The sequence below is a fragment of the Bradyrhizobium sp. USDA 3240 genome, from assembly GCF_054063295.1.
Genome location: NZ_JBSSGD010000002.1, coordinates 6,814,247 through 6,837,401 on the forward strand (window position 1 = coordinate 6,814,247; position 23,155 = coordinate 6,837,401).

The following is a 23,155-nucleotide window of genomic DNA, read 5'->3' on the forward strand; positions in this document are numbered from 1 at the left end:
GATTCCGGCGGATCGCAACCCATTTCCGCTGGAGAACGACGACGGCGCCGTGCCGTCAGAACGACTCCGCCCATGGCCGCAGGTCGAGCTCCAGCGTCCAGGCGCTGCGATGCTGGTGATGCAGCACCCAATAGGCGTCCGCAATGGCTGCGATGTTGAGCAGCCCATCCGGCCCGCGGTCGTCCTTCAATTGCGGACGCAGGCTCAGCAGGCGATCGCCCTCGATGCCGCCGTCGACCACGACATGGCCGACATGAATGCCTTGCGGCCCGAATTCCCGCGCCACGCTCTGCGCCATCGCGCGCAGCGCGGCCTTGGCGGAGGCGAATGGCGCGTAGTTGGCCTTGCCGCGCAACGAGCCGCTGGCGCCGGTGAACACCAGCGTGCCGCCGCCGCGCGCCAGCAGGGCAGGGATCGCGGCCTGTGCGAGCTGGAATCCGCCGAGCGCGTGTTCGTGCCAGTGCTCCTCGAAGCGCTGCTCGGTGACCTTGAGGAACGGCGCCGGCCGGTTGGAGCCTGCATTGTGCACGGCCATCGCCAGCGGCGCGAGCTTCCCGGCGGCCTCGACGAAGCGGGCGACATCTGCGGCATTTGAGGCATCGCCGACGACATGGCTGACTCTGGCGCCGGTTGCCGCGAGTTCGGCCGCCGTCGCGGCGAGCTTCTCGGCGTTGCGCCCGGCGATCGCGACGGGATAGCCACCGGCGGCAAAGCGACGCGCGATCGCGGCGCCGAGGCCGTTGGATGCGCCGACGCCGGCAATCAGCACGCTTCCTTGCACGGCGGTCTGCTCAAGGATGGGTTGGTCGTTCATGGCTCACTCCATCAAGTTGCCCGCGGCGCGGGCGAAATCATTGGTCTGACGCCATCGCGACGATGGCATCGCGCACCGTGCGCAGAATGGCATCGGACCGCTTCGGATCGGTGATGACGCGCGAGATCGCGAGCGCACCGACCATCGCGCTCACGGCGACGATCGCACGGCTATCGTCGTCGTCGCCCAACGTCTCGGTGACCTTGGCGATGAAGGATTCAATGTGCGGTTCCATCACCGCGCGGCACTGCTCGTCGGCGCGTCCGACGTCCGAGATCAGCGCGCCGATCGCGCAGCCCGACTTCGGCGAGTCGCGATGGCTGCGGCTGAGATAGCTTCGCACCAGAGTGTTGACGCTGACCGGTCTTTCGGGATCGCGCGCTGCGTGCGCCGACGCTTCGCCTGAATTCAGCGCCTGTTGCAGCGCCGCGGCGATCAGGTCGGAACGCGAGGCGAAGTGCCCGTAGAAGCCGCCATGGGTCAGCTTCACCTGCTGCATCAGGCCGCCGATGCTGAGCGCGTCGAGCCCCTTGTCGCGGATTTGCGTCGCCGCCTCGTTCAGGATGCGCTCCCGGCTCCTGGCCTTGTCGGCCTGGGAATGGCCCATTTCGCAGTGCCCCTGTTTGACTCTCCATCTGGATTATGACCATCATGCATCTGGATGACAACCATCATCCAGAAAATTCTCAGTCACAAAGCAGGGAGCAACAGATGTCCGGCAGCGCGAGCGAAGGGCGGGTCCGCCACGAGCGGCATGATCACATCCTGAAGATCATCATCGACAATCCCGCGAAGAAGAATGCCTTCAGCCCGGAGATGATGGCTGAGCTGTCCGACGCGCTGACGCTGCTCGACAATGACGAGGGCCTCTGGGTCGGCGTGCTGTGTGCCGCCGGCGGCAGTTTCACCGCGGGTCTCGACATGCCGAAGTTCTTTGGTCCGACGGCAAGCCGCAAGCCGCTGCCGGAGGGCAACGTCGATCCCTTTGGATTGTCGAAGCGGTGCCGGAAGCCGATCATCACGGCCGTGCAGGGCATCGTGTTCACTGTCGGGATCGAGATGATGCTGGTCGGTGATATCGTCATTGCCGCAGACGACAGCCGGTTCTGCCAGATGGAAGCCAAGCGCGGCATCGCGCCGCTGGCCGGCGCGCATTTCCGCTACATCAGCCGCGCCGGGTGGGGCGATGCGATGTATCACCTCTTGCTGTGCGATGAGTTCACTGCCGCAGAAGCGCATCGCATCGGTCTCGTGCAGGAAGTCGTGCCGGCCGGTCAGCAGGTCGAGCGCGCGATGGCGCTTGCGGAGATCATCGCGCGCAATGCGCCGCTTGGAATCCAGGTCACGAAAGAGGCGGGCCGCAGGTTCATCGAAGCCGGCGAGCAGGCGGCAATTGCGATCATCCCGCAGATCCGCGAACGCGTGCTCAACACATCAGATGCGGCCGAGGGCATCAAGTCGTTCGTCGAGCGCCGCGCCGCGGTGTTCCAGGGACGCTAGTCCTCGAAGCGCTAGCCCGGCGGCGCGCCAGCCCGCGGCGCAGCATGCTGCGTTCACGATACGTGCTCGAATTGCGGTTGTGACAATGTTGTCGCAGCCGCGTCAATTTCGATCACGATGACCGTGCGACGACTCTTGTCGAGATTCGTCGAATCAGGGAGATTCGAATCCATTCATTAAATTCAATTTCGTCCTGCTTTCACTCAAGCGTCAGGTATGGATTCCCATGACAAACGCACGAGTAATTGTTGTCGGAAATAACAAGGGCGGCTCGGGCAAGTCGACAATTGCCATGCATGTCGCCATCGCGCTGATCAAGGCGGGTCAGCGTGTCGCCACCATCGATCTCGACAACAAGCAGAAGTCGCTGACGCACTACGTCGATAACCGGCGGGATTGGGCGCGGCAAACCTCGCTGAATCTCGATATCCCGGCGCATATGTGCTTCGAGACGGTGAGCGGCAGAAGCAGCGAAGTCGAGACGCTCGGCCGCAGCGCGCTTGCCGAGATCGTCGAGCGGCTCGGCCGGTCGCACGATTTCGTCGTCATCGATTGCCCCGGCTACGACACCTATCTGACGACGTTCACGCATTCGCTGGCGAACACGCTGATTACACCGCTGAACGACAGCTTCCTCGACTTCGACGTGCTCGGCACCGTCGATCCGAACGACTTCAAGGTCACCGGCATCAGCCATTATTCGAAGATGGTGGAGGAAGCGCGGCGCGAGCGCAGCGCGCAGGATCTGCCGGCATTCGAGTGGGTGGTGCTGCGCAATCGCCTCTCGACGATCGGTTCACGCAACAAGCGCCTGGTTGGCGAAGCCCTCAACGAACTATCGAAGACGCTGAATTTCCGCCTGGTCGACGGCCTGGCCGAGCGCGTGATCTTCCGCGAGTTCTACCCGCGCGGATTGACGGCGGTCGACGACGTCAATCAGCTTGCGCTCGGTGGCCGGCCGACCATGTCGCATGTCACCGCATGGCTCGAGATGGAGCGGCTGATGACCGCCATCATGCTGGGTCACCTGGTGTCGCGCACGACGGAGTCCGCCGACGCCAACCTCGACGCGGCGTAGGCGAGGCCAAGCCACTACCGGCAGTTGGTGTTGCCCGCATTGGCAACGGTCAGGAACGTGATCGTTGCGGGAGCGAACACGAGCGCGCCCGCCGGGGCCGGCTCGCCGTTCAGGGCGGGCATCTCGTCGGAAGGACCAAGCGCAAGCGTGCTGCCGTTGAGCCCAACATTGCCGTCGACAAGCCTTTCGCTCGCCAATGTGTAGCGTTGCGATGCCGCCGGCAGCGTCAGCTTGCGCCGCATCCGCCGATCATTGTTGATGACGAGCAGGGCTATTCCATCAGGCACGTCGCGCGCGCAATGCGCATAGACGTGGAGACCGGAGGGCTCGTCGACGCCGGCATCGAGCACGGTGGTTCCCATCAGTCGTCGCCATAGCAGCGCGGCCCAGTAGTTCGGCCGCGGCAGATGGGTCTGCTCGTCGAGCAGCCCGTAGTCGCTCGCGGCCAGCGTGTTGTGCATCACCACCTGAACACCCGCCTTGGCGAGCCGCCCGAGCTGATCGAGATAGCGGAACGTATCGGCGAAGGTCGCTGCCCAGCGGTTGCCGCCGCACGCGGTCTCCGCGGTCTCGGTCAGCCAGACCGGCCTGCCCGGTGCGAGCCGGTCGCGCAGCGCCTGGTAGAAGGCGAGTGTCTTGCCGGTTCGCGCCAGCCATTGGTCTGACAGCGCATGCCTTGCGGTGCGATCGCCGGAACATCGCGCCGAGAGCGCGCCATAATGATGGTAGGAGATCGCGTCGATGCCCGCTGCCGAGACTGCAAAGAGGGCTTTTGCATCCGCGCCGGTGCCGATCGTGCCTGGGCCGAGGATCGTCACGCCGGGTGCGGTGTCCTTCATGAATGCGCGGAACGTTGCGAAATCGCGGCCGTAAGCGGCGAGCGCCTCCGCCTTCGGCACGCCCAGCGTGGTGATGACGTAGCTCAGGCCAAACACGGGGAAGAAATAGCCGAGCCCGTTCTCGGCCATCCGGGCGCCGAGCACGACGAAGAAGTTGCGCGGGTGCTGGCGCAACGCCTCCATCGCCGGATTGCGCTCGACCTTGCCGCGCGCAACCACCGCCTGGGTGTACACCGGCGTCTCGGTGATGCGCATGCGGACGAAGATGCCGACGACGATCAGGAGGAAGCTTGCCAGGAAGGGCAGGCGCCAACCCCAGCTCATCAGGTCCTCGCGCGGCAGCATCGTCACCAGCGCGAAGGCGGCAGATTGCCGACGGAGACGCCAAGCGGCGCGAAGCCGCCCCAGAAACCGCGATGCTTCGGCGGCGCGTTCTCCACGAGGTAGATCACCGCGCCGCCATACTCGGCACCGGCGCCGAGGCCCTGGATGACGCGCATCGCGACCAGCAGGATCGGCGCCCACACGCCGATCTGCGCATAGGTCGGCAGGAAGCCGATCGCGGTGGTGCCGATGCCGATCATCAACAGCGTTGCGACCAGCACCGGCTTGCGGCCATAGCGATCGCCGAGGATGCCGAATATGAGGCCGCCGAACGGCCGCACCACGAAGCCGACGCCGAAGGTCAGGAACGACAGCAGCGTGCCGACCACCGGATCGCTCTTTGGAAAGAACAGCTCGCCGAACACCAGCGCGGCTGCGGTGCCGTAGAGGAAGAAGTCGTACCATTCGAGCGCGGAGCCGATGCTTGCGGCCAGGATCACACGCAGGCGCGATGTGCGAGCGCCATCTGTTGCCATCTCGGTCATTCGTTTCCCCGTTGTTTTGTTTTTATGTCTTGAAAGCAGCAATGCCCGCGGCTGGCCGCGGGCATTGTGGTCAGTCTCAGGCGGCGCGCGTGAAGTAGGATTTCTTCGACGCCGACTGGGTCTCGTAGATCGATCCCTGTCGCTTGGCCGGCGGCAACGGCATCCGCACCGGCACGTCGGTCAGCCGCGGGGTAACCACCGGCGGTCCCGCCAGCAGGCGGCTGTTGAATTCGTCGAAGTCCTTGACGCCCATCAGCGGCCAGGCGTCGCTGGCGGCCACTTCATAGAGCAGCAGGTTGCGCGGCCGGTCCGATGTGTTGGTCGCCGAGCCGTGCAGCGCGCGCACGTGGTGGAACGACATGCTGCCGGCCTTGCCCATGCAGGGTACCGCGCGCTTGATGTCGCCCTCGATCTGGTCCGGATCGATCAGGCCGGCGAAGCAGCCGTCTTCGCCGTGATGATCCCACATCGTGCTGCCGGTGTGCGATCCCGGCGTCACCAGCATCGGGCCGTTCTCGATATCGCAATCGTCGAGCAGCACGCCGATCGCGAGGATGTCGTCATTGGTGTGCGGATAGAATGCCCAGTCCTGATGCCACTCGACCGGCGAGCCGTATTGCGCCGACTTCATGTTGAGTTTTGAGCCGTGCAGGCGAAGGCCAGGGCCGATCAGTCTGGTCAGGATCGAGATCACGGCGGGGCTGCGGATGATCTCGTCGAAGATCGGGTGCACCTTGTGCGGCGCCTTGATGCGGCGGACGCGCGGGGTCTCCGGCGTATGGCCCGGCTCGAGGTCGTAGACGTCGGTATGCTCGCTGACAGCAGCGGCGCCGGCCACCAGCTCGGCGAGCACCGTGCGAACCTTGCCGAGGGTCTCCTGGTTCAGCACCTCGGGGACCACGATTACCCCGTCGCGCTTGTAGGCCTGGGCCTGCTCGTCCGAAATCATGCCGTTTCTCCCTTTTCGTTCAATGTTAGCGCTAACATTAGGCGATGCTAGCGCTAACATCGTGGCTAGGCAACCCGGAATCGTGCAGGGTCCAGCCCATGAGCTCCGACCTGACCGAACCCGGGACCGGCCCGTCTGGTGCCGCGCCCACCCTTTCAGAGGTGGCCAAGCGCGCCGGCGTCTCCTCGATCACGGTGAGCCGGGTGGTGCGGATGCCCGATCTGGTTGCCCCCGGAGACCCGGGCGCGGGTCGAGCGGGCGATGCGCGACCTCGGCTATGTCCCGAACCTGGTGGCAGGCGCGCTGGCGAGCGCGCGGACCAATTCGGTCGGCGTACTGGTGCCGACCATCGCCAACTCGATCTTCGCCGACACGGTGCAGGGTCTGTCCGACAAGCTCGAGCCGCTCGGCTTCTCGGTGATCCTAGCGCAGTCGCGCTACGACGCGGTGCGCGAGGACCGCGTGCTGGCGGCGCTGCTGTCGCGGCGGCCGGAGGCGATCATCATGGTCGGCTCGCCGGCGACCGAGGAGGGCAGCCGCCTGCTGCGCAATGCGCGGATTCCGATCGTCGAGACCTGGGATCTGCCGGCCAACCCGATCGACGCGGTCGCGGGCTTCGACAATTACAAGGCTGGCGTCGCTGTCGCCAAGCATCTGGTTGCGCAAGGGCGCAAGCAGCTCGCCTTCATCGGGGGCGACGATCCGCGCGGCACGCGCCGTTGGTTCGGCTTCAGGGACGAGGCGTTGGCAAGCGGTCTATCCGAGCCGCGGCGGCTGATCCTCGACCGCAAGGACTCCGGCAGCGTGGCGGCGCATGCGCGGCTGCCTGATGTCGATGCGGTGTTCGCCGCCAACGATGCGCATGCGATCGGCTTCATGTCGGGGCTGCGCAAGGCCGGGCTGCTGCGCGACGGGCCCGCATCGGCGCAGCCGGTCGCCGTGATCGGGCTCGGCGATCTCGAAATGGGCCAGCTGATCTCGCCGACATTGAGCACGATCAGCGTGCATGGCGACGCGATCGGCCGCACCGCGGCGACGTTGACCTTGGAGCGCGGCGGCGAGCGCCGCATCGATCTCGGCTTCGAGCTGGTGCTGCGCGACAGCGGCTAGGTTTTGGTTCGCCGCTGCCAGCGGTCGATGCCGGCGAGCAGTGCAGCGATCACGCATCCCGTGATGATGCCGAATGTCAGGTCCTCGAACACCGTCAGGCCGAAGGTCGGGATCAGCACCGCGGCACCGCGCCAGTCTTTGATCAGCTCCAGGAACGCCTCCTTCTCGGCCATGTACCAGCACACGACGACGAGGACGCCGGCCAGCGCCGACAGCGGGATGTAGCTCGCCAGCGGCGCCGCCACGATCATGAACGACAGCAGGAACGCCGCGTGCAACATGCCGGACAACGGGCTGCGCGCTCCGGCCCGGATGTTGGTCGCGGTGCGTGCGATCGTGCCGGTGACGCTGATTCCGCCGAAGAATGCGGACGCGACGTTGGCGATGCCCTGCGCCACCAGCTCCATGTTGGAACGGTGCTTGCGGCCGGTCATGCCGTCGGCGACCTTGGCCGAGAGCAGGCTCTCGACACCGCCGAGCAGCGTGAAGGAAAGCGACGCCGGCAGGATCTGCAGCAGCAGCGCCCAGGAGAATTCCGGCAGATGCGGCACCGGCAGGCCGCGCGGAATTTCGCCGAACCGGCTGCCGATGGTCTCGATCGGCAGATGCAGCAGCAGCGCCGCGACCGATGCGATCGCAATCGCGATCAGCATCGCCGGCCAGGCCGGCCTGAAGGCGCGCAAGCCGAAGATCACGGCTGCCGAGCCGGCGCCGATTGCGAGCGCGGACCCGTTCAGGGTCGGCAGAGCGTGGCCAAGGGCGGCGAGCTTCGGCAGGAACGGCCCGGGCTCGTGACCTGCAAGTGTCAGCCCGCCGAGATCACGCAGCTGGCTGGCCAGAATGGTGACCGCAATTCCGCAGGTGAAACCGACGGTGACGGGATGCGGGATGTAGCGGATCAGCGAGCCAAGTCCGGACGCGCCGATCAGCGTCAGCATCAGCCCGGAAACCAGCACGGTGAGCAGCAGCCCCTCGACGCCGAACTTTGCGGCCGTCGCCGCGACGAGCACGATGAAGGCGCCGGCCGGCCCGCCGATCTGAAACCGGCTGCCGCCGAGGGCAGAGACCAGGAAGCCGCCGACGATGGCCGTGAACAGCCCGCGCTCCGGCGTCACGCCCGAGGCCACTGCGATCGCCATCGATAGCGGCAGCGCCACCACAGCGACGGTCAATCCCGCCATCACGTCGTGGCGGAATGCATCGACGCCGTAGCCTTCGGTCAGCGTGGTGACGAGCTTGGGACGATAGAGATGCGCCGTAGAGGAACCGTCAGGCATGGGGATAACCTTGGGGAGGGGAATGAAGGAAACGGGCAGCGTCGCTGGATGCGGCAAACCTGCGGGGAATTGTTGCGGGCGACAGCTGCGCGGGCCGCGGAAGAGAGGCTGCGTTCATTCGGCAATCTTCCGGTAGATGTCCGCGGCGCGGCGCAGCAGGCGGCTCTTGCGTTTCCGCTCATGCACGCGCTGGTGCTTGGCCTTGCGCTCATCGTCGCGTCGCGCGAGGGCATCGGCGCTTTCGAGCAGCGCGCGGCGGACCTCGTCATCGTTCAATTCGCCGAGCAGCTGCTGTCCCTTGCGCAGATGCTTGAGGACGTTCCGCCAGGACGCGTATTCGTCGGGTGGCAATCCGCCTTCCGAGAACTCGATGGCGTAGCGCAGCCGCTTGCTGGCGAGCCGGACGCGGTGGCGCTTGTTCTTGCCCATCCCTTGCAGCCCGCGGCTCTTCTGGCACAGTTTGCCATGCCACCGCGCCAGCCGGCGCGCGTGAAACACCGACACCGGCACGGCCCGTCGTTGCGCCGCGCGGCGGTTCTGCCGCGCGGTCCAGGGGCCGCTGCCGACCCAGTCCCACATGCCGTCGAACCATTGCCAGTAACGGTCGCTCTGCAAGGCCTCCTTCAGGGCTTCGAACGCATCGGCGCGTGCCGTCCTGAGCATCTGTTCCTCCGGCAGCTCCTTGCTGTTCTCGATCGCGACGTCGAGATCGCGCGTTGCACCGAGATGGGCGCTCAGCCATTTCAGCTCGGACTTCAGCCGCGTCCATTCGGCGTCCGCGACCATCGGGCCGTAGAACGCGACCGCCGCCTTCAGCCGCGTCAGTGCAATGCGGGTCTGGTGGAGCGCCGCCGGATCGCCGGAGCTCAGCGCCTCGTGGTTGGTCGCGACTTCCTCGAGACATTCGGACAGGATCAGGCGAAACGCGGTCTCGCAACGCATGGCTTCGCTGAGATGGCGCGGCCGCTTCGGGCGGACAACGCGCTCCCTATCCGAACTTGCCGCTGACGTCATGACACTCTCGTGACCCCGCCCGAGCCGCAAGCGCGACACTTGGGCTCCCGGGCGCAAGATTTCCCGTTTGATCGTTGTCGATCAAGGGTTTTCTGCTGGAACGCAGCGCTGCGATCCGGCGTGCGTTCAAAATGTCGCAATCAGCCCAGTCGCGGGGCGCATTCCGGTCAGTTTGCGTGGCTCGCTCGGTCAGCGCGTGCCGAATATCAAGATACTTCGCGCGCGAAATATCTTGATATTTCGCATGCGAAATATATAACAGGGGCATGAGAGCGGAACACCGGCTGATCTTTCTTCTGACCGTGGCCTATCGGCGGCTGCAGCGCGCCATCGAGCAGGAGACGGCCGCGCACGATCTGACGTCGGCGCAGGCTGGCGTGCTGTTCTTCCTCGGGCGCAATGACGGCGCGCTGATCGGCGATGTCTCGCAGGCGGTCGACATCGTGCCGTCGGCGATGTCGGGGCTAGCCGACCGGATGGAGCGCGCGGGCCTCGTGAAGCGCCGGCGCGACGGTGAGGACGGGCGCAGCCAGCGGCTCCATCTGACCGCCGCGGGGCAGGAGCTCGGCAAGCGCGCCGCAACGCGGACCAGGGTGATCAACAACCGTCTGATGGACGGGTTTTCGGAAGCGGAGATCGACGTGGTGTCGCGCTGGCTGACCAGCCTGCAAGAGAAATTTCCGAAGGACAAAGACGGCTAGCGCGCCTTCAAGCGAAACGGATACCAGTTCGCGTCAAGACAACGCGTCAAACAGGAAGCAAGCAACAGGAGTGAGACATGAGTGAAGTGGTCGTAACGCTGGACGGTGGCGTTCTCACCGTGACGATGGCGCGTCCGGACAAGAAAAACGCGATCACCAACGCGATGTATGGCGCGATGGCGGACGCGCTCGAACGCGCGGAAGGCGATCCCGGAATCCGCGCCGTGCTGCTCCAGGGCGACGGCGACAGCTTTACCGCGGGCAACGATCTCGCCGATTTCGCGGCGGTGTCGCGCGGCGTGCAGGGCGAGCGTCATGTGTCGCGCTTTCTCGCCGGCCTCGCCAAGGCGACGCGGCCGCTGGTTGCCGCCGTGCAGGGCAATGCGGTCGGGATCGGCACCACCATGCTGCTGCATTGCGACCTCGTCTACCTCGCGCCGACCGCGCGGCTGATCACGCCGTTCGTCAATCTGGCGCTGGTGCCCGAGGCGGCATCGACATATCTGCTGCCGCAGCGCATCGGCTATGCGCGGGCCTATGCGATGTTCGCGCTCGGCGAGCCGGTCGAGGCGGAAACCGCGGTCTCCATCGGCCTTGCCAATGCCGTGGTGCCGCTTGCGGATCTCCGCGCCAAGGCACGTGCGGCGGCGGACGCGCTGGCGAAGCGGCCGTTCGGCTCGCTCCAGCACACCAAGGCCTTGATGCGCGATCCCGCTGGGATCAGTGCGCAAATGGCGCGTGAGGGCGAAATCTTCCAGCAGCGGCTGATGAGCGCGGAAGCGCGCGAGGCTTTTGCGGCCTTTGCCGAGCGCCGCCAGCCCGATTTCTCCAAGATCACCGGGTAGGCTTGAGGCTACGGGCCGCCACGCGCAGGCGGCCCCGTCGCTTTGGGGTTGACGGCATCGCTGGCATCGAACATCTCGTGTGGGGGCATGGCGCAACCGGCGAGGCGAGGCATGAGCGACAGTTACACGCTGCGCGGCGAGAAGATCACCGCGATCATTCAGGCCCAGGGCGCCGAATTGTCATCGCTCAGGAATGCCGAAGGGACCGAATTGCTGTGGCAGGCCGGCCCGCAATGGCCGCGCCATGCGCCGATCCTGTTCCCGATCGTCGGCCGGCTGAAGAACGACACGCTGCGCCATAGCGGCAAGACCTATCCGATGACGCAGCACGGCTTTGCGCGGGATCGCCGCTTTGCCTGGCTGGAGCAGGGGCCGCGATCGTGCAAGCTCGCTCTCATCGACGATGCGGAAACCCGGGCGCGCTACCCCTTCGCGTTCAGGCTCGAGGTCACCTATGCGGTCGATGGCGCCGATCTCGATGTCGCCTTCGATGTCGTCAACACCGGCGACGAGATGCTGCCGGCCTCGCTCGGCGGTCATCCCGCCTTCAACTGGCCGCTGGTGCAGGGGCTGCCGAAGGAGGCTTACACGCTGACCTTCGGCAAGACTGAACCTGTGCCGATCCGGCGGCTGAAGGATGGATTGATGCGGCCGCAGCCTGAATCCAATCCGGTCAAGGGCAGAACGCTTGCGCTGTCGGAGGAGCTGTTCGACGACGACGCGTTAGTCTTCGATCAGGTCGCAAGTACATCGGTCCTGTTCACGGCGACACTAGGCCCGGCAGCAGCCACGCAAGGCCGGGCGATCGAAATATCCTGGCGCGGCTTTCGCGAGCTCGGCATCTGGTCGAAGGTCGGCGGCGCGCCGTTCCTCTGCATCGAGCCGTGGCACGGTTTTGCCAGCCCCGCGGAGTTCGATGGCGAGTTCGCCGACAAGCCGGGCCTGATGCACATCGCACCGGGCGCACATCAGTCGCTGGGCTATCGCATTCGCGTCAGCTGAGGGGTTGCTTTCGCGATCAGCTCAATGCGCTGCGCGGGTGCTGAGCACGCTCGTGATCGCGCCGACCGATGGCGGGTTCTCGTGTGCCCAGGCCTCATGCGCGGCGAGATCGCGATAATGCTCGGCCATGCGCAGCAGCCGCTCGCGGATGCCGGCATCTTGCTCGCCCCTGGCCTGATCGGCCAGCTGTGCGGCGCGTTCGAGAAGCGTTTTCGGATCGATCACGACAGGCTCCAAATCCGGTTTCGCCGAGCGGACAACGGCCATAGTCAAGCACAGTTCCTGCCACGCCTTGATGACAGCGCGTTCAGAGCTGGAACAAGCCAAGCCCCGCCATGACGTCGCGCCTGGTGCGCTCGGTAATCTCCCGCGCTTTCAGGGTTCCGCGCCGGATCACGTCGGCGATGTGGTCGCGATTGTTGGCGAGCTCGGCGCGCCGTGTGCGGATCGGTGCGATCAGGGCTTGCAGGACATCCTCCAGCCGCCGCTTGACGGTTGCGTCGCCGAGCCCGCCGCGCCGATAGCGCGCCTTCAGTTCCTTGACGGCGTCGCGATCGTCGTCGAACGCGTCGAGATAGGTGAAGACGACATTGCCCTCGACCTTGCCGGGATCGGCGACACGCAGATGATCCGGATCGGTGAACATCGCGCGCACGGCGGCCGAGATGTCATCTGGTGACGCCGAGAGCGGAATCGCGTTGCCTGCGGACTTGCTCATCTTGGCGCGGCCGTCGACGCCGGGCAGCCGCCCCGCGCGCGGGATGATGGCTTCGGCTTCCCGCAGCAGCGTATGGCCCGCCAGCGCATTGACCCGCCGGATGATCTCGTTGGTCTGCTCGATCAGGGGCGCCTGATCCTCGCCGACCGGCACGATGGTGGCGCGAAACGCGGTGATATCGGCGGCCTGAGCCACCGGGTAGCACAGGAAGCCCGCCGGGATGTCGCGTCCGAAACCGCGTGCGCGGATCTCGTCCTTGATGGTGGGGTTGCGCTCCAGCCGCGCGACGGTGACGAGGTTGAGATAGAGCATCGACAGTTCCGCCAACGCCGGGAGCTGCGATTGCAGGCAGATCGAGGTTCGCTCGGGATCGATCCCGACGGCAAGATAATCCAGCGCGACCTCGATGACGTTGCTGCGGACCTTGCCGATATCGTGCGCATTGTCAGTCAGCGCCTGCATGTCGGCGAGCAGCAGGAACTGCTCATGGCTGTCCTGAAATCTCAACCGGCTTCGGAGTGAGCCGGCGTAGTGGCCGAGATGCAGCGGCCCGGTGGTGCGGTCGCCGGTGAGGATGATCGGTTTTGTCACTGGTATCTCCATTCGGTTGAATGGGGACACCGCATGCGGGCTGGATGATGCCAAACAAAAAGGCCGCCCAATGCGGCGGCCCCGAAAATGCATGAACGCGTTCGGCCCGCCTGTCAGTCGGCGAGCCACCAGAAATTGGCGATGAGGTTCGATCGGTTCATGCCGCAAGCGGTAGGGCAAACCTGCGATGCGGTCAAGACATCGCCAAAACCTAGTTGAACGCCATGCCGCCGCTCATCGCGATGGTCTGCCCGGTCATGTAGGGATTGTTGACCAGCAGCATCACGGCCTGCGCGACTTCCTCGGCGGTGCCGAAGCGGCCGATCGGGATCCGGCTGACGAGGCCGCTCTGTCCCTTCATCATGTCGGTCTCGATCAGCGACGGCGCGACGGCGTTGACGGTGATGCCTTCCTTGACGAGGCGCGCGGCATAGCCGCGGGTCAGGCCCTCCATTGCGGCCTTGGACGCGTTGTAGTGCGGCCCGATCGCGCCGGCGCCACGCGCAGCGCCGGAGGAGATGTTGATGATGCGGCCCCATTTCCGGGTGCGCATCATCGGCAGCACCGCTTGCGTGCAGAGAAACGCCGACTTGAGGTTGACCGCGATGGTGCGGTCGAAATCCTCTTCGGTGAGGTCGTCGACACCCCTGACGATCGCGATCCCAGCATTGTTGACGAGGATGTCGACCGGGCCGAGCACCGATTTGGCGCGTTCGACCAGGCTGGCGACAGCGGCGGCTTCCGAGACGTCGGCGGCGAGAGCGGCGGCCCGGCCGCCGGCGGCTGTGATGCTCTTCGCCAGCGCTTCCGCTTCAGCCGACCGTTCGCGATAATTGATGGCGACGGCAGCGCCGGCGTCCGCCAGCATCTTGGCGATGGCAGCACCAATGCCGCGCGAGCCGCCGGTCACCAGCGCCACATGTCCGTGCAGACTGTTTGTCGTCATCGGCCGTCCTCCTTTGCGAATGCAGAGAGGTTCGCAAAGCGGGAGGCGAGGTGCAACGCAACCCTGCTCAAATCTGCGTTGCCGCAGGCGCCATTGCGGCGAAAAAACCGGCATCTGAAGCCGGAATCGGCCTTGCGTCCGGCGCGGGCCGGCGTCAAAGGTTGGGGCATCATTCTGTCCAGCCCACCCACGAGAGTTCGATGAGCAAACTGATTGTCCGCGCCGGCGAGTTCACCTTTGACGCCCGTTTCGAGGAGCAGCTCGCGCCGAAGACGGTCGCCGCCTTCCGCAAGGCGATGCCGTTCGAGAGCCAGGCGATCCATGTGCGCTGGAGCGGCGAGGGCGTGTGGATGCCGCTCGGCGATCTCGATTTCGGCGTGTCCTACGAGAACCACACCAGCTATCCGGCGCCGGGCCAGATCATTCTCTACCCGGGCGGCATCAGCGAGACCGAGATCCTGCTCGCCTATGGCGGCGTGCATTTTGCCAGCAAGATGGGCCAGCTCGCCGGCAATCATTTCATCACGCTGACCTCGGGGCTCGAGAACCTCACCGCCTTCGGCAAGACGGTGTTGTGGAAGGGCGCGCAGAACATCCGCTTCGAGGAAATCTGATGTGACCGAGGCCCGCTATCCGCGCGATCTCCGCGGCTACGGCCGTAACCCGCCGGATCCGAAATGGCCCGACGCGGCGCGCGTCGCCGTGCAGTTCGTGGTCAATTTCGAGGAGGGCGGCGAGAACAACATCCTGCACGGCGATCGTGCCTCGGAAGCGTTCCTGTCGGATGTCTTGGGCGCGCAGCCCTGGGTCGGCCGGCGTCACGCCAATATCGAGACCATGTTCGAATATGGCTCGCGCGCCGGCTTCTGGCGGCTGTGGCGGATGTTCTCCGAGCGCAAGCTGCCGGCCACGGTGTTCGGCATCGCGATGGCGCTGCAGCGCAATCCGGATATCGTCGCGGCGATGCAGGAGGCGGGCTGGGACATCGCGAGCCACAGCCTGCGCTGGGTCGAGCACAAGGACATGTCGGAGGACGAGGAGCGCGAGGAGATCGCGCGTGCCATCGCCGTGCATACCGAGGCGACCGGCGCACGCCCGCTCGGCTGGTACACCGGCCGCTCCTCGATCAACACGCTGCGGCTTCTGATGGAGACGGGCGGCCTGCGCTATCTCTGCGATTCCTATGCCGACGATCTGCCATACTGGATCAAGGCAGCCGGCACCGAAGCGCACCTTGTCATTCCCTACACGCTCGATGCCAACGACATGCGCTTCATCAACGCGCAGGGCTTTGGCGGCGGCGACGAGTTCTACACCTATCTGAAGGACAGCTTTGACGTGCTCTATGCCGAGGGCGCGACCTCACCCAAGATGATGTCGGTCGGCCTGCATTGCCGCGTGGTCGGCCGTCCCGGCCGCGCCGCCGCGCTGATGCGCTTCCTCGACTACATCCAGAAGCACGAACACGTCTGGGTGCCGACCCGGCTCGCGATCGCCGAGCACTGGCACGCCAATCTGAGGCATCTCGCCGCGGACGCATTCGAGATCGGGTAGGTCGGCGTTTGAGTGCGAGGCTCTTTCTTACCTCGCCCCGCGTGCGGGGAGAGGTCGGATCGCATGAAATGCGATCCGGGTGAGGGGAGTCTCCGCGAACTCAGCTATCACCGCATATGCGGAGACGGCCCCTCACCCCAACCCTCTCCCCGCAAAAGCGGGGCGAGGGAGCGCGGTGCCGTTGCCGCCGCTTCAGACTCCTAGTGCCCGGCCATGTGCCGGCCGATTTCGGTGAGGTCGGCCTCGCTGGCGCGGGCTTCGTGCACGAACGCGCCGTGGAACATCACGACCAGCCGGTCCGACAATTCCAGCAGCTCGTCGAGGTCTTCGCTGACCAAGAGCACCGCGGCGCCGCGGTTGCGGGCGGCCATGATCTCGGCGTGGATCTGCGCCACCGCGGCGAAATCGAGCCCGAAGCAGGGATTGGCGGCGATCAGCACCTCGACGTCGCCCGAGAGCTCGCGCGCCAGCACCGCGCGCTGCACGTTGCCGCCCGACAGCGCCGCGATCGGGGTCTCCGGCGTGCGGGTCTTGATCTTGTAGCGGTTGATCTTGCGCTCGGCGTCGGCGCGGAACGCCGATCGATTTAGCCACCAGCCGCCGCGCGCGAATGGAGTGCGATCGAACTCACGGAACGCGATGTTGTCGGCGACGCTCATGCCGCCGACACAGGCGTTCTTCAGCGGCTCCTCCGGCAACAGCGACATCCTGTGGCGGCGCATCTCCTCGCGGCTCGCCGCATAGGCCTCGCCCTGGACGCGGATGACGCCGCCTTCGGCGTCGCGCTGGCCGGCCAGCACCTCGACCAGCTGACGCTGGCCGTTGCCGGAGACGCCGGCGATACCGACGATCTCGCCGCTCTTCACCGTCAGCGACACGCCATGCACGGCGATCGCGCCGGCATCGTCGAGCGCGGTGAGCCTGTCGAGCTCGAGCCGGGGCGCGCCGGCCTCGCCGGTGCGCGGCGGCTGCACGGTCAGCTGCTCGGCGCCGATCATGGTACGGGCCATCTCGTCGGGCGTGAGGTCGGCGACCCGGCCGGTGCCGGCGAGCTTGCCGCGGCGCAGGATCGTGACGTCATCGGCAAAAGCCATCACCTCGCGGAACTTGTGTGTGATCATCAGGATGGTGAGTTCGCCTGCGACGACCATGGCGCGCAGCATGCCGAGCACCTCGTCGGCTTCGCCCGGCGTCAGAACCGAGGTCGGCTCGTCCAAGATCAGGAAGCGGCGCTTCAGATAGAGCTGCTTGAGGATCTCGCATTTCTGCCGTTCGCCGGCGGAGATGTCGGAGACTTTCGCATCGAGCGGCACCTTGAACGGCATCCGCGCCAGGAACGCCTCGAGCTCTTTCTTCTCCTTGCGCCAGTCGACCATCGCAGGCACGTCGTCGCGCGCCAGCACCAGGTTCTCCGCGACCGTCATCGCCGGCACCAGCGTAAAATGCTGGTAGACCATGCCGAGCCCGAGCGCGTGCGCGTCCTTCGGGTTGGCGATGGTCTGCTGGCGATCGCCAACGATGATCTCGCCTTCGGTGGCGTGGTAGTAGCCCATGATGCATTTCACGAGCGTGCTCTTGCCCGCGCCATTTTCACCAAGCAAGGCATGGAACGAGCCGGGACGCACCTTGAGCTCGACATTGTCGAGCGCTGCGAAGTCGCCGAACCGCATCGTCATGGCGATGGCGTCGACGCCGAACGCGCCTATAGGAGCGGGCGGTTCGCCGATGATCACGACAGTGCCCCGATCAGGTTGGTGGATGTCGTCACCGCGCCGAACACGCCGCCCTGCATCTTGATCATCTTCAGCGCGTGGTCGTGGTTGCTTCTGTCGGTCGCGCCGCAGCAATCCTCGACCAGCACGCATTCGAAGCCGCGATCGTTGGCCTCGCGCATCGTGGTGTGGACGCAGACGTCGGTGGTGATGCCGGTCAGCACGATGTTCTCGATGCCGCGCAGCCGCAGCATCAGCTCCAGATCGGTGGCGCAGAACGAGCCTTTTCCCGGCTTGTCGATGATCGGCTCGCCCGGCAGCGGCGCAAGATCGGGAATGATGTCCCAGCCCGGTTCGCCGCGCACCAGGATGCGGCCGCACGGGCCGGGATCGCCGATGCCGGCGCCGATCTGGCGCGAGCGCCAGCGCTTGTTGGCGGGCAGGTCGGCCAAATCAGGACGGTGACCTTCCCGGGTATGGATGATGTGAAAGCCTTGCGCACGCATCACTGCGAGCAGCTTCTTGATCGGCTCGATCGGCGCCCGCGTCAGCGACAGATCGTAGCCCATCTTGTCGACATAGCCGCCGACGCCGCAGAAATCGGTCTGCATGTCGATGATGATGAGCGCGGTATTCTCTGGCCGCAAATCGCCATTGTAGGGCCAGGCGTAGGGCTCGGATTTGATGAAGCGCTCGGGCATGGAATGATCTCGCGGTCTATCGGGTGATGGACAATTCGGCGGGCGCGCCGGTCAGCGTGCGCTTCGGCGAGCAGGTGATGATCATGATCGCGAGCGTCAGGATGTAAGGCGCGGCATTGAACAGGTGGTAGCCGGAGGTGACGCCGACCGACTGCAGCGCCGGCCCGAGCGCGGCGGCGCCGCCGAATGCAAGCGAGGCCCACAGGCACAGCATCGGGTCCCAGCGCGCGAAGATCACCAGCGCCACGGCAGTGATGCCCTGTCCCGAGGAGAGCCCTTCGTTCCAGCTGCCGGGATAGAACAGCGACAAAAACGAGCCGCCGATGCCGGCGAGGAAGCCGCCGACCATGGTGGCGCGCAGCCGGATCAGCAGCACGGAATGGCCCATCGCGCGCGCCGCGTCGGCGCTTTCGCCGGCGGTGCGGATCAACAGGCCCCAGCGCGTGGTCCTGAACGCCCAATAGAGCAGCGGCGCGATCGCGACGCCGATCAGGAACAGCACGTTGATGCGCAGTGCCGCGCGCAGCTGCGGCACGTCGCTCCACCAGCCGAAATCGATTGCCGGCAGCCGTGCCGCGGTCGGCTCGATCAGCGGCTTGCCGAGGAAGAAGGCCAAACCAGTTCCGAGCAGCATCAGCGCGATGCCGACCGCGATGTCGTTGACCCGCGGCAGCGAGCAGATGCCGGCATGCAGCGCGCCGAACAACGCGCCGGTGATGCCGGCCGCGAGCACCCCGAGCCATGGCGAGCCGGAGAGATAGGAGATGCCGTAGGCGCTCATCGCGCCCATCACCAGCGTGCCTTCGAGGCCGAGATTGATCCGGCCGGACCGCTCGGTGATGCATTCGCCGAGGCTGACGAACAGGAACGGCGTCGAAACGCGGATGGCGCCGCCGAACACGGCGAGCGGAACGGTCCAGAGCCCGAGCGAAGCGTCCGCCATGTCAGGTCTTTCCCTTCAGGAAGCCGATCCGCCCGTAGAGCGCGTCGCTTGCCAGCACGAACACGAAGATGATGCCTTGCAGCACCAGCACCGACGCATCGGGCAGGCCGAGCCGCCCGCTGCAACAGGCCGCCGGAGGCCGAGATGCCACCGAGCAGGATCGCCACCGGAATGATCGCGAGCGGATTCTGCCGCGCCAGGAATGCGACGAGGATGCCGGTGAAGCCGTAGCCCGCGGCGAGGTTGGCATTGGTGCGGCCCTGCACGGCCGCGACCTCGATCATGCCGGCAAGGCCCGCGCTGCTGCCGGCAAGGAAGCAGACGGTCAGGATCAGCTTGCCGACGGAAAGCCCGACGATCTTGGCGGCGCGGATGTTGCCGCCGGCGACGCGCGCGGCGAAGCCGAAGGTGGTGTGATAGATCAGGATGTAGGCGGCAACGGCCGCGACGAGGCCGAACACCAGGCCCCAATGCACGTCGGTGCCGGGAATGCTGCCGATCATGTTGGCGGCGCCGATCTCGCGCGTCGACGGCTTGTTGAGGCTTGCCGGATCGCGCATCGGCCCCTCGACCAGATGGTTGAGGATCGCAAGCGCGATATAGACCAGCAGCAGGCTCGAGATCGTCTCGTTGACCCCGCGATATTGCCGCAGGCCGCCGGACAGCGTGATCCAGAGACCGCCGCCGATCATGCCCGCGATCACCATCGCGGTCTGCACCACGATCGGTGCCGCGCCCTGCAGCGCCAGCGCCGCCGATGTCGCCGACAGCGCGCCGATCAGAAGCGCGCCTTCACCGCCGATGATCACCATGCCGAGCTGCGCCGGCAGCGCCGTGCATAGCGCGGTCAGGATCAAGGGCGCGGCGCGGGTCAGCGTGTTCTGCCAGGAGAACCAGGTGCCGAACGCGCCGTAATACATGTAGAAATAGAGGTCGAGCGGGTTCTTGCCGTAAAGCGCGATGAAGCCGCCGAACACCGCGAGTGCGCCGACCAGCGCCGCGCCCGGGATCAGGATGTATTCGATGCTCGCGCCGTAGCGCTGGAGGAAGCCGGGATCGGCGGCCGGAGCAACGCCGCCGGCCGCCTCCACCGATTCCGCCGCCTCGGTCGTCACGCGGTGGCTCCGATCACGCCCTCGACGAGATAGTCCATCTTCTCGAGTTCGGGATCCTGCTGGCCGCGGTCGGTGCCGCCGGCGATCACGGTCTTGCCCTTGTTGTCGACCAGCGGGCCCTTGAAGATCGCGAACTCGCCGGACATGAACTTGGCCTTGACGTCGTCAGCATGCTTGCGGGCCTCTGCCGAGACCATCTCGCCATAGGGCGAGACCTTGACGATCTCTTCCTTCAGGCCGCCGCGATAGAAGTTCGGGATCGCTTCACCCGCGACGATCATCTTGACGAATTTCGGATAGAGCGCTTCCCAGTTCCACTCGGCGCCGGTGAGATAGGCCTTCGGCGCCAGCGGCGACTGGTTGACGTGATAGCCGCACACCATCGCGCCGCGCCGCGCGGCGTTCTCGACCATCGTCTTCGGTCCGTCGACATGGCAGGTGAGCACGTCGACGCCCTGGTCGATCAGGCTGTTGGTGGCCTCGGCTTCCTTGACCGGCATCGACCAGTCGCCGGTGAAGATCACCTGCGTGGTCGCCTTGGGATTGGCGAGCCGGGCGCCGAGCGTGAACGCGTTGATGTTGCGCAGCACCTGCGGGATCGGCTTGGCCGCGACGAATCCGAGCTTGCCGCTCTTGGTCGAATAGCCGGCGACGATGCCGGAGATAAATTGCGCCTCGTCGATGTAGCCGAAATAGCTGCCGGCGTTCTTCGGGTCCTTGTCGCTCCACAGGCCGCCGCAATGCTCGAAGTGCAGCTTGGGAAACTTCGCCGCCATCTTGACGACGTGGGGGTTGTAGTAGCCGAACGAGGTCGGAAACAGCAGCGTGGCGCCGTCGAGATTGATCATGGACTCGATGGTCTTCTCGACCGCGTCGGTCTCCGGCACCTTCTCTTCCTCGACCACCTTGATGCCGGGAAGCTTCTTCACCGCCGCCGCGCCCTGGGCGTGGGCCTGGTTGTAACCGTAGTCGTCGCGGGACCCGACATAGATGAAGCCGACCGTGGTTTCCGCTGCCGCCGCGCCGCGAACGCCGAGCGTACTGCCCAATGCCAGCGCCGCGCTTCCCTGCAATAAATGCCTTCTTGAAATCCTGCCAAAATCCATCGCCTGCTCCCTCCGGCGGGTCCGGCCCGCCTGTCCTTGTCGCGGCCGCCGTAACGGCGGCGCTTGACGGAGTGTCGCAAGCTTCGTGCCAGAGCACGTTTGGCGGTCACCTTTCGGCAAGTATTTGAATATGAACGTGAATGGTTGTTGGAATGGCAGGGACCGGCGGCTGAGCGGGACTCTGTTGCCTATTTTGTAAGCTATCGACCGTTGTTGTATGCAATGCCGTTAAGCAGTCGCTAACCGCCGGACGGCCGGCGCGAGCCAGGTCGGGGGGCGGCGGACAACGCGTGATTTGCCGGCTGGTGAATCGGATCGGGCCTGCTACGAGTGAAGCGGGCTCGGGCGCCGGGTCGGACTGATGGGAAACAGCATGAGCGAGAAGAAACCGTCCGCGAATCCACCTTCTCTTGGCGACGAGATCGTGGCGCGGATCGATCAGCTCGCGGCGATCTCGGAGACGCCGGAGCATCTGGCGCGCGTCTTCCTCACCGATGAGCATCGCAAAGCGGCCGATCTCATCCTGTCCTGGATGCGCGAGGCCGGCATGAGCGCGCATCTCGATGCCATCGGCAATGTCTGCGGCCGCTACGAGGGCGAGCGGCCGGGCCTGCCGGCGCTGATGCTCGGCTCGCATTACGACACCGTGCGCGACGCCGGCAGATGGGACGGCCCGCTCGGCGTCATCACCGCGATCGCCTGCGTCGCCGATCTGAACCGGCGCGGCAAGCGGCTGCCATTCGCGATCGAGATCGTGGGCTTCGCGGACGAGGAGGGCGTGCGCTTTGCGTCGACCCTGCTCGGCAGCCGCGCGGTGGCCGGCACCTTCGACGAGAGCGTGCTCAACACCCGCGATCGCGCCGGCACCTCGATGCGCGATGCGCTGGTCGCGTTCGGGCTCGACCCCGACCATATCGGCAAGGCGGCGCGCGCCCGCCGCGAGCTGCTCGGCTATGTCGAGCTGCACATCGAGCAGGGCCCGGTGCTGGAACAGAAGGCGCTGCCGGTCGGCGTCGTCAGCGCGATCTCTGGGGCGACGCGGCTTGCCGCCAATCTCACCGGCGTCGCCGGCCATGCCGGCACCGTGCCGATGAAGTTGCGGCGCGATGCGCTGACCGGCGCTGCCGAATGCATCGTCGCGATCGAGCAGTTCTGCAAGAGCGATGAAGCCGGTCTCGTCGGCACCGTCGGCTATGTCAGCGCCATGCCCGGCGCCACCAACGTGATCCCGGGCAAGGTGTCCTTCACGATGGACATCCGCTCGCAGAGCGACATGCATCGCAAGCGCGCCGTCGCCGACATCGTGCGGCAGATCGAGGCGATCGCAAAGTGCCGCGAGCTCGCCTTGCAGATCGACGTCACCCACGAGAACCGCAGCGTGCCCTGCGCGCCTTGGCTGAAGACGCAGATCGCCGAGGCGGTCGCGGCGGAAGGCCACGCCGTGTTCGAGCTGCCGAGCGGGGCCGGGCACGACGGCATGGCGATGGTCGACGTCGCTGATATCGGCATGATCTTCGTGCGCTGCCGCGGCGGGATCAGTCACAATCCGGCCGAGCATGTCGAGCTTGCCGACGCCGACACCGGCGCGCGGGTGCTGCTGCGCTTCATCGAGAATTTTCGTCCGCACGGTGCAGTGAATAGCTGAAGCTGCCGCGCGTGGCGGCCCACATAGCACCAGTCCTGGCTCCGCCGTCGTCCGTCCGTGCCGAATCCGGACAGATTCGATTGGCATTTTCTGCATAGGTTGGGGCTATTTGCGGCCCGGCCATGA

General features: G+C 65.9%; 22 protein-coding genes and 3 pseudogenes. 10 read left to right on the forward strand and 15 right to left on the reverse strand.

The window, feature by feature from the left end; all coding sequences use genetic code 11:
• Window positions 1–55: 55 nt before the first annotated feature.
• Window positions 56–814 carry an SDR family NAD(P)-dependent oxidoreductase gene (locus tag ACVIGA_RS32870; RefSeq protein WP_456669260.1) on the reverse strand — a complete coding sequence of 253 codons (759 nt, stop codon included), beginning with the start codon at window positions 812–814 and terminating at the stop codon, window positions 56–58.
• Window positions 815–851: 37 nt separating this feature from the next.
• Window positions 852–1,421 (reverse strand): TetR/AcrR family transcriptional regulator, encoded by a 570-nt coding sequence (locus ACVIGA_RS32875; protein ID WP_456669261.1) that lies wholly within the window; start codon window positions 1,419–1,421, stop codon window positions 852–854.
• Between the two features lie 104 nt (window positions 1,422–1,525).
• Here ACVIGA_RS32875 and ACVIGA_RS32880 point away from each other — a divergent pair, with 104 nt between their 5' ends.
• Both ACVIGA_RS32880 and ACVIGA_RS32885 read left to right on the forward strand, forming a co-directional pair.
• Window positions 1,526–2,314 carry a crotonase/enoyl-CoA hydratase family protein gene (locus tag ACVIGA_RS32880; protein WP_456669262.1) on the forward strand — a complete coding sequence of 263 codons (789 nt, stop codon included), beginning with the start codon at window positions 1,526–1,528 and terminating at the stop codon, window positions 2,312–2,314.
• Window positions 2,315–2,540: 226 nt separating this feature from the next.
• On the forward strand, window positions 2,541–3,392 hold the full coding sequence (locus tag ACVIGA_RS32885) for a division plane positioning ATPase MipZ (RefSeq protein WP_223968241.1): 852 nt from the start codon (window positions 2,541–2,543) through the stop codon (window positions 3,390–3,392).
• 14 nt (window positions 3,393–3,406) lie between these two features.
• Here ACVIGA_RS32885 and ACVIGA_RS32890 read toward each other — a convergent pair whose 3' ends face one another.
• From ACVIGA_RS32890 to ACVIGA_RS32900, 3 genes are all read right to left on the reverse strand, one after another.
• Window positions 3,407–4,555, reverse strand: coding sequence for a hypothetical protein (locus ACVIGA_RS32890; protein ID WP_456669263.1), 1,149 nt, complete (start codon window positions 4,553–4,555; stop codon window positions 3,407–3,409).
• Between the two features lie 23 nt (window positions 4,556–4,578).
• Window positions 4,579–5,100 carry an MFS transporter gene (locus ACVIGA_RS32895; protein ID WP_456669264.1) on the reverse strand — a complete coding sequence of 174 codons (522 nt, stop codon included), beginning with the start codon at window positions 5,098–5,100 and terminating at the stop codon, window positions 4,579–4,581.
• A 76-nt stretch (window positions 5,101–5,176) separates the two neighbouring features.
• On the reverse strand, window positions 5,177–6,049 hold the full coding sequence (locus ACVIGA_RS32900; RefSeq protein ID WP_456669265.1) for a phytanoyl-CoA dioxygenase family protein: 873 nt from the start codon (window positions 6,047–6,049) through the stop codon (window positions 5,177–5,179).
• 98 nt (window positions 6,050–6,147) lie between these two features.
• Here ACVIGA_RS32900 and ACVIGA_RS32905 point away from each other — a divergent pair.
• Together ACVIGA_RS32905 and ACVIGA_RS32910 are read left to right on the forward strand one after the other, a co-directional pair.
• Window positions 6,148–6,240: pseudogene (locus ACVIGA_RS32905) on the forward strand (hypothetical protein); the annotation flags it as partial.
• Between the two features lie 34 nt (window positions 6,241–6,274).
• Window positions 6,275–7,159 carry a LacI family DNA-binding transcriptional regulator gene (locus ACVIGA_RS32910; RefSeq protein ID WP_456669266.1) on the forward strand — a complete coding sequence of 295 codons (885 nt, stop codon included), beginning with the start codon at window positions 6,275–6,277 and terminating at the stop codon, window positions 7,157–7,159.
• A 35-nt stretch (window positions 7,160–7,194) separates the two neighbouring features.
• On the opposite strand, the pseudogene ACVIGA_RS32915 reads toward ACVIGA_RS32910, so the two are convergent.
• Window positions 7,195–8,436: pseudogene (locus tag ACVIGA_RS32915) on the reverse strand (SulP family inorganic anion transporter); the annotation flags it as partial.
• Between the two features lie 114 nt (window positions 8,437–8,550).
• On the reverse strand, window positions 8,551–9,450 hold the full coding sequence (locus ACVIGA_RS32920; RefSeq protein WP_456669267.1) for a CHAD domain-containing protein: 900 nt from the start codon (window positions 9,448–9,450) through the stop codon (window positions 8,551–8,553).
• A gap of 266 nt (window positions 9,451–9,716) precedes the next feature.
• Between ACVIGA_RS32920 and ACVIGA_RS32925 the strand changes: the two genes are divergently transcribed.
• The 3 genes from ACVIGA_RS32925 to ACVIGA_RS32935 all read left to right on the forward strand — a co-directional run bounded on the left by ACVIGA_RS32925 (window position 9,717) and on the right by ACVIGA_RS32935 (window position 11,998).
• Entirely contained in the window at window positions 9,717–10,151 is a 435-nt protein-coding gene (locus ACVIGA_RS32925) for a MarR family winged helix-turn-helix transcriptional regulator (RefSeq protein ID WP_223968234.1), read from the forward strand.
• 77 nt (window positions 10,152–10,228) lie between these two features.
• Entirely contained in the window at window positions 10,229–10,996 is a 768-nt protein-coding gene (locus tag ACVIGA_RS32930) for an enoyl-CoA hydratase-related protein (RefSeq protein WP_456669268.1), read from the forward strand.
• A 111-nt stretch (window positions 10,997–11,107) separates the two neighbouring features.
• Window positions 11,108–11,998 carry an aldose 1-epimerase family protein gene (locus ACVIGA_RS32935; RefSeq protein WP_456669269.1) on the forward strand — a complete coding sequence of 297 codons (891 nt, stop codon included), beginning with the start codon at window positions 11,108–11,110 and terminating at the stop codon, window positions 11,996–11,998.
• Between the two features lie 21 nt (window positions 11,999–12,019).
• On the opposite strand, the gene ACVIGA_RS32940 is transcribed toward ACVIGA_RS32935, so the two are convergent.
• The 3 genes from ACVIGA_RS32940 to ACVIGA_RS32950 all read right to left on the reverse strand — a co-directional run bounded on the left by ACVIGA_RS32940 (window position 12,020) and on the right by ACVIGA_RS32950 (window position 14,253).
• Window positions 12,020–12,223 carry a hypothetical protein gene (locus ACVIGA_RS32940; protein ID WP_456669270.1) on the reverse strand — a complete coding sequence of 68 codons (204 nt, stop codon included), beginning with the start codon at window positions 12,221–12,223 and terminating at the stop codon, window positions 12,020–12,022.
• 82 nt (window positions 12,224–12,305) lie between these two features.
• Window positions 12,306–13,307 carry a tryptophan--tRNA ligase gene (trpS, locus tag ACVIGA_RS32945; protein ID WP_456669271.1) on the reverse strand — a complete coding sequence of 334 codons (1,002 nt, stop codon included), beginning with the start codon at window positions 13,305–13,307 and terminating at the stop codon, window positions 12,306–12,308.
• A 211-nt stretch (window positions 13,308–13,518) separates the two neighbouring features.
• Window positions 13,519–14,253, reverse strand: coding sequence for an SDR family NAD(P)-dependent oxidoreductase (locus tag ACVIGA_RS32950; RefSeq protein ID WP_456669272.1), 735 nt, complete (start codon window positions 14,251–14,253; stop codon window positions 13,519–13,521).
• Window positions 14,254–14,453: 200 nt separating this feature from the next.
• On the opposite strand from ACVIGA_RS32950, the gene ACVIGA_RS32955 reads away from it, so the two are divergent.
• Complete coding sequence (locus ACVIGA_RS32955) at window positions 14,454–14,867, forward strand: DUF3830 family protein (RefSeq protein ID WP_016843084.1); 414 nt, start codon at window positions 14,454–14,456, stop codon at window positions 14,865–14,867.
• A 1-nt stretch (window position 14,868) separates the two neighbouring features.
• On the forward strand, window positions 14,869–15,807 hold the full coding sequence (gene puuE / locus ACVIGA_RS32960) for an allantoinase PuuE (RefSeq protein ID WP_456669273.1): 939 nt from the start codon (window positions 14,869–14,871) through the stop codon (window positions 15,805–15,807).
• Between the two features lie 200 nt (window positions 15,808–16,007).
• Here puuE and ACVIGA_RS32965 read toward each other — a convergent pair whose 3' ends face one another.
• The 5 genes and pseudogenes from ACVIGA_RS32965 to ACVIGA_RS32985 all read right to left on the reverse strand — a co-directional run bounded on the left by ACVIGA_RS32965 (window position 16,008) and on the right by ACVIGA_RS32985 (window position 21,384).
• Complete coding sequence (locus tag ACVIGA_RS32965; protein WP_456669274.1) at window positions 16,008–17,540, reverse strand: ABC transporter ATP-binding protein; 1,533 nt, start codon at window positions 17,538–17,540, stop codon at window positions 16,008–16,010.
• Window positions 17,537–18,220, reverse strand: coding sequence for a biuret amidohydrolase (gene biuH, locus ACVIGA_RS32970; protein WP_456669275.1), 684 nt, complete (start codon window positions 18,218–18,220; stop codon window positions 17,537–17,539). Before biuH ends, ACVIGA_RS32965 begins: the two co-directional genes overlap by 4 nt.
• A 16-nt stretch (window positions 18,221–18,236) precedes the next feature.
• Window positions 18,237–19,163 carry an ABC transporter permease gene (locus ACVIGA_RS32975; RefSeq protein WP_092124843.1) on the reverse strand — a complete coding sequence of 309 codons (927 nt, stop codon included), beginning with the start codon at window positions 19,161–19,163 and terminating at the stop codon, window positions 18,237–18,239.
• Between the two features lies 1 nt (window position 19,164).
• A pseudogene (locus tag ACVIGA_RS32980) lies at window positions 19,165–20,278 on the reverse strand (ABC transporter permease).
• Window positions 20,275–21,384 (reverse strand): BMP family ABC transporter substrate-binding protein, encoded by a 1,110-nt coding sequence (locus tag ACVIGA_RS32985; RefSeq protein ID WP_456669276.1) that lies wholly within the window; start codon window positions 21,382–21,384, stop codon window positions 20,275–20,277. Before ACVIGA_RS32985 ends, ACVIGA_RS32980 begins: the two are co-directional and overlap by 4 nt.
• A 373-nt stretch (window positions 21,385–21,757) precedes the next feature.
• Between ACVIGA_RS32985 and ACVIGA_RS32990 the strand changes: the two genes are divergently transcribed.
• Entirely contained in the window at window positions 21,758–23,029 is a 1,272-nt protein-coding gene (locus tag ACVIGA_RS32990) for an allantoate amidohydrolase (RefSeq protein WP_456669277.1), read from the forward strand.
• The last annotated feature ends 126 nt before the right edge of the window (window positions 23,030–23,155 follow it).